At 72.6% G+C, this 10,949-nt stretch carries 5 protein-coding genes; 2 read left to right on the top strand and 3 right to left on the bottom strand.

Annotated features, from left to right (window positions below; all coding sequences use genetic code 11):
- Window positions 1-4,126: endo-alpha-N-acetylgalactosaminidase family protein (locus ACZ56V_RS30855; protein WP_468946838.1), on the bottom strand; the 4,126-nt coding region annotated here is incomplete at its 3' end.
- Between the two features lie 226 nt (window positions 4,127-4,352).
- Between ACZ56V_RS30855 and ACZ56V_RS30850 the strand changes: the two genes are divergently transcribed.
- Window positions 4,353-5,438 (top strand): LacI family DNA-binding transcriptional regulator, encoded by a 1,086-nt coding sequence (locus ACZ56V_RS30850; protein WP_398916308.1) that lies wholly within the window; start codon window positions 4,353-4,355, stop codon window positions 5,436-5,438.
- Between the two features lie 22 nt (window positions 5,439-5,460).
- Here ACZ56V_RS30850 and ACZ56V_RS30845 read toward each other — a convergent pair whose 3' ends face one another.
- Window positions 5,461-6,219, bottom strand: coding sequence for a hypothetical protein (locus tag ACZ56V_RS30845; RefSeq protein ID WP_468946835.1), 759 nt, complete (start codon window positions 6,217-6,219; stop codon window positions 5,461-5,463).
- A gap of 152 nt (window positions 6,220-6,371) precedes the next feature.
- Here ACZ56V_RS30845 and ggt point away from each other — a divergent pair, with 152 nt between their 5' ends.
- Complete coding sequence (ggt, locus tag ACZ56V_RS30840; RefSeq protein ID WP_468946833.1) at window positions 6,372-8,183, top strand: gamma-glutamyltransferase; 1,812 nt, start codon at window positions 6,372-6,374, stop codon at window positions 8,181-8,183.
- On the opposite strand, the gene ACZ56V_RS30835 is transcribed toward ggt, so the two are convergent.
- Complete coding sequence (locus ACZ56V_RS30835; protein WP_398917482.1) at window positions 8,184-10,712, bottom strand: ATP-dependent Clp protease ATP-binding subunit; 2,529 nt, start codon at window positions 10,710-10,712, stop codon at window positions 8,184-8,186.
- Window positions 10,713-10,949: the final 237 nt, after the last annotated feature.

Below are 10,949 nucleotides of genomic sequence, written 5' to 3'. Positions count from 1 at the left end.
GCGACCGCGTCGCCCTGCGCGACCGCCCCGGCCTCGGGCCGTCGGAGGAGTACGTCGAGACCTTCGACTGACCGCTTCGGCCGACGGCGGCCGGGCGTTCCCCCGGCGGGTAGCCCGTGGGAAGGTCCACGGGCACGCCGTACACGCGCATCTCCGCGGCGGCCGCGTAGGGCTGCCCGTTGAGCGCGTCGAGCGCCGTGAACCGCACGTAGGAGGCGCGGACCCGGTCGAAGGAGACGCGTTGGGTCTGCGGGACGTCCTTCAGGGTGCCGCGGGCCACCGTCGTCCAGTCCGCGCCGTCGTCCGACACGGCGACCTCGTAGCCGGCGACGCGTCCGTTCTGGCCGCCGCTCTGCCGGCCCAGGTACCCGAACCCGTCGATGTCGGCGGCGCCGCCGAGCTTCAGCGTCACCCAGTGCGGATACGGCGCCTGGGAAGCGGTGTAGTCGGTGTGCCAGATGGTGCCGGCGTCACCGTCGAGGACGTTGGAGACCGGCCCCTCAGCGGCCCCCGACGAGAAGTTCTCCGAGTCGGCGGTCGCGGTCGTCGAACCCGGCGCGAGAACGGGTTCCGCGGTCACCGCGGCGCGGGCGTCGGACGAGACGGCCCTGATGGCTCCCGCATGGGCGTAGGTGGCCGTCACCTTCCACGTGGCGGAGGTGTCAATCGTGCCGGCCGGCGGGGTGAGGAGCCAGGTGGTGCGCACGGTCGCGCCCGGCTGCACGCGCTCGAAGAGGTTGCCGTCCTTCTCCTTCACCTCGGCCTTCCAGCCCTCGGGCAGCCCCTGGAGGGCGATGCCCACGTTGTCGGCGTCGGCGGACTCGTGGTTGGTGAACGTCGTGACGTACTCACCGGGCACGCCGGGGCTCAGCTCGGCGCCGGAGGGTGCCGTGACAGCGGCGCAGGCGGCCCCGGTCTCCGACTCGCCCAGGTCGGTCACGGTGAAGTCGTCGAGGACGAGATCGGTTCCCCGGGCGCTGCCGAGCCTGCGCAGTCCGACCCAGGTGTCCCCGCACCCGGCGACGATCTCCCGGGAGTAGGCCGCCGTGTCCAGGGCCGGTGCCAGCGCGTCACGGGTGATGTCCCGGGAGGCGGTCCCGCCGTCGGCGACCCGGTCCGCGCCGGTGACCCAGGCCCACTGGCCCTCGATGTTGGTCTGGTAGGAGAACGAGACCCGGTACCTGTGGCCCTCCTGGAAGGGCACCGTCGCGGGGGTCGTGCGGTGGACCAGCCCGGTGTTCTCGGCGTGGGACTTCAGCGAGTGCCGGCCGGCGAGCACGTCGTCGACCGCCTTGCCCCGCAAGGTGCCGGAGTCGTAGGGGGAGTAGGTGTTCTTCCAGTCCTTCTGGCTGTAGGGCGCGTGCAGGTCGCTGACGCTGGTGCGGGGATCGGTGACGCCCCCCGCGTCGCCCTTGACGAAGGGTCCCCAGCCGGGCTGGTTGCCCTCGAAGTCCTCGTGGGCGACGACGGTGCCGTCCTGGGAGCGGGGGAGCGGGGCGGTGGTGTCCGCCATGACGCGTACGTCGTCCAGCACGACCGCGGCGCGCCCGGCGACGGCTCCGAGTTCCACGGTGACCGTGCCGCCGCGCGGCGCGGTGAAGGAGACCGAGGCCCGCTGGGAGTAGGTGTCCCGCTTCTCGTCGGCCGCCATCCTGTTCCGGGCCGGTGTGATGTCGAAGGTCCTGGCCTCGCTGTCCTTGCCACCGCGTACCCGCAGCGTCGTCTCCCGGCGCTCGCCGGGGCCGATCTCGACGTCCGCGCCGAGCGTGTACCGCTTGCCCGGGGTCAGACCGCGGACCCGCTGGGCGACGCCCGAGGCGTCGTCGCCCAGTCGGACCACGTTGTCCCCGTTGGCGGCCCGGACGATCTCCGCGTCGCCCCGCGCGTTCCAGCCGTCGAGGTCCCCGCCGTTGAAGCCGGGGTCGGACAGCCCGGTGAACTGGCCGTAGCGCGCGTCCTGGTGCGGCGCCCTGCCGCCGTCCGGGACCAGGACGTACGGCTGCCCCTTCTCGGCGGTGAGGGTCACCCGCCCGTCGCGGGCCGTCACCCGGGCCTTCTTCGCCCGGCCCTGGTCGGTGAGCGCGTAGAGGGTGAAGTCCTCGTCGCCCGCGAACCGTTCGGTCAGTTCGAAGGTGTGCTCGCCGCCGGAGGCGCTGTAGAAGTACATCTTGTCGGCGTCGCGGGGCGAGGTGGTGCCGTCGCCCTTCCCGGCGTTCTGCCAGGGCAGCAGGTAGGTGTCGCCCCTGAGGACTTCGGTGCCGTCCATGGAGATCCGCCGCTCACCGTCGACGGACTGCACGCTCACACCGCCGGTGAGCCGCGCGGACCTGCCGCGGTCCCAGTCCATCACCTGGAAGTGCTGGAGGAACTTGGTCGGCAGGTTGTCGGTCCAGATGTTGCGGTAGAAGGCGTTCCAGTCGTCCTGGCCGGTCCAGCCCTCGAACTCGACGACACTGGCGCCGCCGAGCAGCGGGTCGACGTTCCACACGTCACGGTCCGAGTTGGCGATGAACCGGACGATGTCGGAGTTGATGCCCTTGTTGGTGGCGCCGCCGTAGTTCTTGTCGGCGGCCCAGTGCGACCACACCGAGGAGCCCTCGAACTTGTACGCCCACTCGGTGGCGACCTCGAAACCCATCTTGCGCAGTTCGGCGGCCAGACCGTCGGCCAGCCAGCCGCTGGAGTAGTAGGCGTCGATGTAGACGGTCCTGATTCCCGGTGCGTCCTTGCGGAGCTGCTTGAACCGGTCGAGGACGGCGCCGGTGCCCAGGTCCTGGCGCTGGTCGATGTGGTACGCCTGGTTGAGCCAGTCCCAGCCGTTCGGCTGCCCCTCGACCATGTCCTGGCTGAAGGTCTTCGCCTGCGCGTAGGCCTCGGTGGCGTTGACGTGCACGGCGAAGTCCGCGTTGTAGTCGGCACCGGTCCGGGTGAGGCGGTTCAGGTCCTTCCACCCGCCCGCGCGCACGTTCTCGTTGCCGCCGTAGTCCGGGTGGGCGGAGTCGTGGCCCTCGCTCGCGTACCCCTTCTCCAGCACCCACTGCCCGAGGTCGTCGGTGGCCATGGAGATGCGCTTGGTGTTGTCCAGCGTCTTCAGGAACGGGTTGGTGGCCTGGCCGGCGAAGTTGAACGGGATGCGCTGGACCACGCGTTCGGGCACCCGGTCCGCGCCGAGCGGGCGGCGCAGGTGCTCCCGGTGGGCGATGGCGCCGTCCTGCCAGTCGACCGTGCCGTCCCGGTTGGCGTCGGCGGCGAGGACCACCGTGGCCCGGGGCAGCTCGTAGGTGTCGACGCGCGGATCGGTCGCGCCCCGGGGACGGTAGGTGTACGTGCCGACCGACAGCTCCGCCCGGCGCCGCCCTTCGCCCGCGTCGACGATGCGGGACTGCAATCGCGCGTTCCCGTTGGTGTTGTCGTCCTGCGGCGAGTCCTCGGTCGCGTTGGTGATGATGCCCGCGGACAGCCGCGCGTTGCCGACGAACGCGTACGGGGTGCCCACGGGCTCCTTGTCCGGGGCGGTGTCGCCGGTGACGGGGATGAAGCGGTCGGCGGTCGTCGTCGAGTCCGTGGAGATCTTCGTCCGGGCGAGGTTGGCGCCCGGCTCGGCGGAGTCGACGGAGACCAGGGACTGACCGGGGATCGCGAGGGTGCGCACGCTCGACGCGGCCTCGCCGGAGATCTTCTCGACGGCGAAGACGACCGTCGTCTCCCCGGTGACCGTGAGGGTGGAGGTGATCGTGAGACCGGGCAGGTCCTCGAAGGCGGAGGTGTAGGTCGCCCGGCTGCCCTTCGCCTTCATGGTGGTGGTCGCGCGGTGGGTCTCGCCGTTGACGGTGAAGCCGTCCAGGGCCGTTGCCCGCCCGCCGAGACGGCGCTGCCCCAACCGGTAGGAGATGACCTGGGGGAACTCCTTCGCCACGGTGACGGTCAGCCCGCCCCGGCTCAGTTCCACCGGTGTGGCGGTCCCGGGCGCCGGGGCCGAGGCGGCCCGGCGCGGGGCCGCGTCGGCGGGCAGGGCCGCGGTCGACAGCAGACCGGCCGTGAGGCCCAGCGCCGCGACGACGGCACCGGGGCGCGGCAGTCGTCCGCGTCCCGGTGGGGGAGATGATGAGGCTGTCGGGGTGTCCACTCTGGCCGCTCGCTTCGGGGTGATCGCTGCCATCTCGTTGCCGCTCGCCCTTCTCCGTGTCGACAGAGGCGTCTTCAGAGAAACCTGATCCGCGCGAGGTCCGCGTTGGCGGGAACTATGGCAGAGGATGTTATCGATGCCAATGGGTCGCGCCTGGCTAGACTCCGGGGCGGGACCATTACCTGCGACGGCGGCCCGGGCCGCGGTTCTCGTGGAGAGGCGAGCGATGTCATCGGAAACGCCGGCGCCCGACCGGACGCCCGTGAGTGGGCGGACGGCCGACGACACCGCCGTCCGGCAGCCCGGCATGGCCGACGTGGCGCGGCTCGCCGGGGTCTCCGCCCAGACGGTGTCCCGCACCCTGGCCGGTCATCCCAACGTCCAGCACAGCACCCGCGCCAAGGTGCTCGCCGCGGTCGAGGAACTCGGCTACCGCAAGAACAACGCGGCGCGGATGCTGTCGTCGGGGCGCAGCCGGACGATCGGCGTCGTGACGCTGCGGACCACCTTCTACTCCCGCGCGAACCTGCTCTTCGGCATCGAGTCCGCGGCGCGCGAGGCCGGGTACGCGGTCAGTACCGCCGCCACGGCGTCCCTGGACACCGCGGCCATCGAGGGCGCGCTGTCCCGGCTGGCGGAGCAGGACGTCGAGGGGGTCATCCTCTCGGTGCCGCTGGTGCACGTGAGCCCGAGGATCGAGCGGCTCACCCGCTCGGTGCCGACCGTCACGGTGGACGGTTCGCGGACACCGGCCACCGAGATCGTCGCCGTCGACCAGACCCTGGCGGCCCGCCTGGCGACCCGGCACCTGATCGAACTGGGCCACGAGACCGTCTGGCACGTGTCGGGGCCCCAGGAGTGGCTCGACGCGGCCAGCCGCTGCGCCGGCTGGCGCGACACCCTCCAGGAGGCGGGACTGTCCGTGCCGCCGGTCCTGGAGGGGGACTGGACACCCGCCTCGGGGTACCGCAACGGACTGGTCCTGGGCAAGATCCCCGACGTCACCGCGGTGTTCGTGGCCAGTGACGAGATGGCCTTCGGAGTGATCCGGGCGCTGCACGAGGCCGGGCGCAGGGTGCCGCGGGACATCTCCGTCGTCGGGGTGGACGACATCGCGCTCGCCGAGTACTGCTCGCCCTCGCTGACCACGGTGGCCCAGCCGTTCGCCGAGATGGGTGCCCTCGCGGTCGCCCACCTGCTGCGGCACATCGCCGATCCGGACGCGGCGCCGGAACCCGCCTCGGTCGAGCCCGTGCTGGTCGTGCGCGCCAGTACGGCGGCGGTCGACGGTGCGGCCGGACGCCGGTCCTGAGCGCCGACGGCACGCCGCCCGGTCAGGCCCGGTGGGAGGTGCGGGAAGCCGGTGCCGGGGTCGGCAGGGGGCTGGTCGCCGCCCGGGTGACGTCGCCGACCAGCTCGACCACGTCCGGGCCGTACGCCTGCGAGTTGACCACCTTGAGCAGCAGCACGAAGGAGTTGCTGCCGTGCTTGCGGGCCAGTTTCTCGTGGTGCCGGGCGAGGTAGCGGGTGGCGGCCTGGTTGGTGATGGCGCGCTGGCCGCAGAAGAGGAACGCGGGCCGGGCCTCGCGCCGGTCCCCGGCGGTCAGGCGGGCCAGCAGCACGTACTCCGTGACACCCGCCTCCAGCCGGTAGCGCTCGCCGCCGATCTGGAAGGCGCCCCGGTCCGGACCGGGCTCGGGGTCGACGTTCATCCGCACCCCGGGCAGCATCGCCGCCATGTGGGCGACCATGCGCCGGTTGGAACCGGGGCCGCCCACGCAGAACTCCGTACGCTCGCCGAAGCCCTGGCCGACCATGTCCTGGGTGACCACCTGGGCGTGCGCGCCGCAGTCCTTGATCAGCGCGGAGAGCTCCAGCAGCGCGAAGACGTCGAAGCGGTGGACGGCCGGTTCGGAGGCGGCCGGGTCCCGGTTGACGACGAGCAGCGACTCGGAGCTGTCCGGCAGCCCGAAGAACGCCTGCTTGCGGCGGAGTTTCCGCTTCCACAGGTAGGTGCGGGCGAGCCAGCCCAGCGTGGCGCTCATCCCCGCCGCGACCACACCCAGGACGATGTTGCGTACGTCGTCAGTCATGGGCGCGCATGCTAGCGGGCGTCGGCGTACCTGTGTTCGACGGGCGGCGGGGTGCGGGCGCACCACGCGCCCGACACGCGCTGCCCACATGCTCCTGACGCGGCCATGACGATCAACTAAGCTGCCCGGACGGCCTTTCCCTGGAGGTGCGGATGCGTCGCCCTGTCGCACGGAATCTGACGGTCCTGGCGGTCTCGGCCGCCGTGGTGGTCTCGGTGGGGGCGGCCGCGCCACCCACGGCCCAGAGCGGGCCCGCGGCCCCCAAGACCCCGGTCGCCGTCGGGTACGGCGGCGCGGTGTCCAGCGTCGACCGGGACGCCTCCGCCGCCGGCATCGAGGTGCTCCGCAAGGGCGGCAACGCCGTCGACGCCGCCGTGGCCACCGCCGCCGCGCTCGGCGTCACCGAGCCCTACTCGGCCGGGGTGGGGGGCGGCGGTTACTTCGTCTACTACGACGCCGGGTCCCGCACGGTGCGCACCATCGACGGCCGCGAGACCGCGCCGCTCACCGCCGACGAGAAGCTCTTCACGGAGAACGGCCGGCCGCTCGCCTTCGCCGACGCCGTCACCAGCGGCCTGGCCGTCGGCACACCGGGCACCCCCGCCACCTGGCAGACGGCCCTCGACCGGTGGGGCAACCGCTCGCTCTCCTCCGTGCTGAAGCCCGCCGAGCAACTCGCCCGGCACGGCTTCACCGTCGACGAGACCTTCCGCTCCCAGACCGCCTCCAACGAGCAGCGGTTCCGCTACTTCCCGGACACCGCCGAGCTGTTCCTGCCGGGCGGCGAACTCCCCGTCGTGGGCTCGACGTTCAAGAACCCGGATCTGGCGCGCACCTACCAGGAGCTGGCCCGCAAGGGCGTCGGCGCGATCTACCACGGCGAACTCGGCGAGGACATCGTCGACACCGTCAACAAGCCGCCCGTCGACCCGGACTCCGGCTGGAACGCCCGCCCCGGCGACCTGTCCGCCAAGGACCTCGCGGCCTACGCGGCCAAGCTCCAGCCGCCGACGAAGACCTCCTACCGCGGCCTGGACGTCTACTCCATCGCGCCCTCCTCCTCCGGCGGCACCACCGTCGGCGAGGCCCTCAACATCCTCGAGCGCACCGACCTCTCCGCCGCGGACAAGGCCGGCTACCTGCACCGCTACATCGAGGCCAGCCGCATCGCGTTCGCCGACCGCGGGCGCTGGGTCGGCGACCCCGCCTTCGAGGACGTACCGGCGAAGGAACTGCTCTCGCAGCGGTACGCCGACTCGCGCGAGTGCCTGATCAAGGACGACGCGGTGCTCACCAGCCCCCTCGCCCCCGGCGACCCGAGGCACCCGGCCTCCTGCGCGGGCGGCGGCACGGCCGCGCCGACCACGTACGAGGGCGAGAACACCACGCATCTCACGGTGGCCGACAAGTGGGGCAACGTCGTCGCCTACACGCTCACCATCGAGCAGACCGGCGGCAGCGGCATCACCGTGCCGGGGCGCGGCTTCCTGCTCAACAACGAGCTGACGGACTTCTCCTTCGCCCCGGCCAACCCGGCCGTCCACGACCCGAACCTGCCCGGGCCCGGCAAGCGCCCGCGCTCCTCGATCGCTCCGACGATCGTCCTGGACCGGCACCACCGGCCGGTCGTGGCCCTCGGCTCACCCGGCGGCGCCACCATCATCACCACCGTGCTCCAGACCCTCACCGGCTTCATCGACCGCGGACTCCCGCTCGTCGACGCGATCGCCGCCCCGCGCGCCAGCCAGCGCAACGCCGCCCAGACCGAGCTGGAACCCGGGCTCTACGACAGCGGCGTACGGGCGGAGCTGGAGGCCCTCGGGCACTCCTTCAAGCCCAACCCCGAGATCGGCGCCGCGACCGCCGTGCAGCGTCTGGCGAACGGCAAGTGGCTGGCCGCGGCCGAGAAGGTACGGCGCGGCGGCGGCTCCGCGATGGTCGTCGCGCCGGTGCGAGAGAGGTAGTCAGAGTTCGGGGACGGGCCGCTCGGGCGTCCGGAACGCCAGCCGCCCGTCCTCGACGTCGACCGTCACCCGGCCGCCCTCCGCGACCCGCCCGTCGAGCAGCAGCCGGGACAGCTCGTTGTCGACCTCGCGCTGGATGGTGCGGCGCAGCGGACGGGCGCCGTACTCGGGCTGGTAGCCGCGCTCGGCGAGCCAGTCCACGGCCGCGTCGGTGAAGTCGACGGTGATGCCCTGCGCGTGCACCATGCGGCGGGTCTGCTCCAGGAGCAGGCTGGTGATCTGCCGCAGCTGCTCGCCGCTGAGCTGGCGGAAGACCACGATCTCGTCGACGCGGTTGAGGAACTCGGGCCGGAAGTGCTCCCGCAGCGGACGCAGCACCTGCTCGCGGCGCGCCTCCTCGTCCGCCTCCGCGCCGCCCGCGCCGAAACCGATCCCGGCGCCGCGCCGGGTGATCACGTCCGAGCCCAGGTTGCTGGTCATCACGACGACCGTGTTGGAGAAGTCCACCGTCCGGCCCTGCGAGTCGGTCAGCCGCCCGTCGTCCAGGACCTGGAGCAGGATGTTGAAGACGTCCGGGTGCGCCTTCTCCACCTCGTCGAGCAGCAGCAGCGAGTACGGGTGCCGGCGCACCACCTCGGTCAGCTGACCGGCCTCCTCGTGCCCGACGTAGCCGGGCGGGGCGCCGACCAGGCGGCTGACGGTGTGGCGCTCCTGGTACTCGCTCATGTCGAGGCGGACCATCCGGTCCTCGCTGCCGAACAGCGCCTCGGCCAGCGCCCTGGCCAGCTCGGTCTTGCCGACGCCGGTCGGGCCGAGGAAGAGGAAGCTGCCGATGGGCCGGCCGGGACTGGACAGCCCGGCACGGGAGCGCAGCACGGCGTCGGAGACGACCCGTACGGCCTCGTCCTGGCCGACCACCCGCTCGTGCAGGTGGGACTCCAGACCCAGCAGGCGGTCCTTCTCCTCCTGGGTGAGGCTGCTGACCGGGATGCCGGTCTGCCGGGAGACCACCTCGGCGATGGACTCCGTCCCGACGACCAGGTTCAGGCCCTCGTCGGCCTCGCCGTCGCCGGTGGCCTCGGTGATCCGCTGCTTCAGCTCGACGATCCGGTCCCGCAGCTGCGTCGCCTGCTCGTACTGCTCGTCCGCGACCGCCTGGTCCTTGTCCCGGACCAGCTGGTCGACCTCGCGCTCCAGGGCCCGCACGTCGGTGCCCTTGGTGCGCGCCCGCAGCCGGACCCGGGCGCCCGCCTGGTCGATCAGGTCGATGGCCTTGTCGGGCAGCCGCCGGTCGGTGAGGTAGCGGTCGGACATCTCCACGGCCGCGACCAGCGCCTCGTCGGTGTAGCGGACCTGGTGGTGGGCCTCGTAGCGGTCGCGCAGCCCGCGCAGGATCTCGATCGCGTCGGCGGTGGTGGGCTCCGGCACCAGGATCGGCTGGAAGCGGCGGGCGAGGGCCGCGTCCTTCTCGATCCTGCGGTACTCCTCCAGCGTGGTGGCGCCCACGATGTGCAGCTCGCCGCGGGCCAGGGCCGGCTTGAGGATGTTCCCGGCGTCCATCGAGCCGCTCTCGCCGCCCCCGCCGGCGCCGACGACGGTGTGCAGCTCGTCGATGAAGATGATCAGCTCGTCGGAGTGGGCGCGGATCTCGCCCACGATGTTGTTCATCCGCTCCTCGAAGTCGCCCCGGTAGCGGGTGCCCGCGACCACGCCGGTCAGGTCCAGGGCGACCACACGGCGTCCGATCAGCACGTCGGGCACGTCGCCGTCGGTGATGCGCTGCGCCAGGCCCTCCACGATCGCCGTCTTGCCGACACCGGCGTCACCGATCAGGACGGGGTTGTTCTTACCGCGCCGGGAGAGCACCTCGACGGTCTGCTCGATCTCCCCCTCGCGCCCGATCACCGGGTCGATCCGGCCCTGCTGGGCCAGATCGGTGAGGTCGCGGCCGTACTTGTCGAGGGTGGGCGTGTTCGTGGCCCTGGCGCTCTCGGCGCGGCCCTTGGCGGCCTCCGGCGACTCCGTGGGCATGCTGGAGGGAGCGAAGCGGGCCGCGTTCAGGATGTGCCCGGCGGCCGAGTCCGGGTTGGCGGCCAGGGCGCTGAGCACGTGCTCGGGGCCGATGTAGCCGGTGCCGGTGGAGCGGGCCAGCTCGTGCGCGTCCAGCAGGGCGCGCTTGACGGCCGGGGTGAGCGAGAGCGACGTGGGCGGCGGGACCTCGCCCGGCGGGTGCTGTACCGGGCCGGTCCGCTCGTCGATCTGCGAGGCCAGCGAGTCGGGGTCGGCACCGGCCCGGCTGAGCAGCCCCCGGGTCGGCTCGGTGGCGAGCGCGGCCCGCAGCAGGTGCTCGGTGTCCAGGTCGCGGCTGCCGTGCTCGGCGGCGTACTGGGCGGCGCCGCGCACCAGCTCCCGGGCGGGCTGGCTGAGCAGCCGGCCGATGTCGATCTGCCGGGGCCTGGGCCCGCCGAAGAAGCGTGCCAGGAATTCCGCGAACGGGTCGCCCTCCGGGCCCATGTAGCCGCTGGTCATGGTGTACGGACCTCCGCTGCATCGCTGATCGACGTGCCGGGGCCGGGTAACCCGGCAGGCGTGCGGTCATGCCCAACATGACACGTTCTGTTCCACCGGGCACATCCGGAGCCCGGCCGGAACCAGCACCCTCGCCCGAGCCCCGAGCCCCGAGCCCCGAGCCCCGAGCCCCGAGCCCCGAGCCCCGAGCCCCGAGCCCCGAGCCCCGAGCCCCGAGCCCCGAGCCCCGAGCCCCGA

This window comes from Streptomyces sp. NPDC034099, from assembly GCF_055575415.1.
The sequence above is the reverse complement of the archived record's forward strand: the minus strand, read 5'-3'. Positions and strand labels throughout refer to the sequence as shown.

Coding starts and splice junctions, on each gene's coding strand:
- ACZ56V_RS30850 (WP_398916308.1), top strand. CDS start 4,353: ATGTCATCGGAAACGCCGGCGCCCGACCGGACGCCCGTGAGTGGGCGG.
- ACZ56V_RS30845 (WP_468946835.1), bottom strand. CDS start 6,219: ATGACTGACGACGTACGCAACATCGTCCTGGGTGTGGTCGCGGCGGGG.
- ggt (WP_468946833.1), top strand. CDS start 6,372: ATGCGTCGCCCTGTCGCACGGAATCTGACGGTCCTGGCGGTCTCGGCC.
- ACZ56V_RS30835 (WP_398917482.1), bottom strand. CDS start 10,712: ATGACCAGCGGCTACATGGGCCCGGAGGGCGACCCGTTCGCGGAATTC.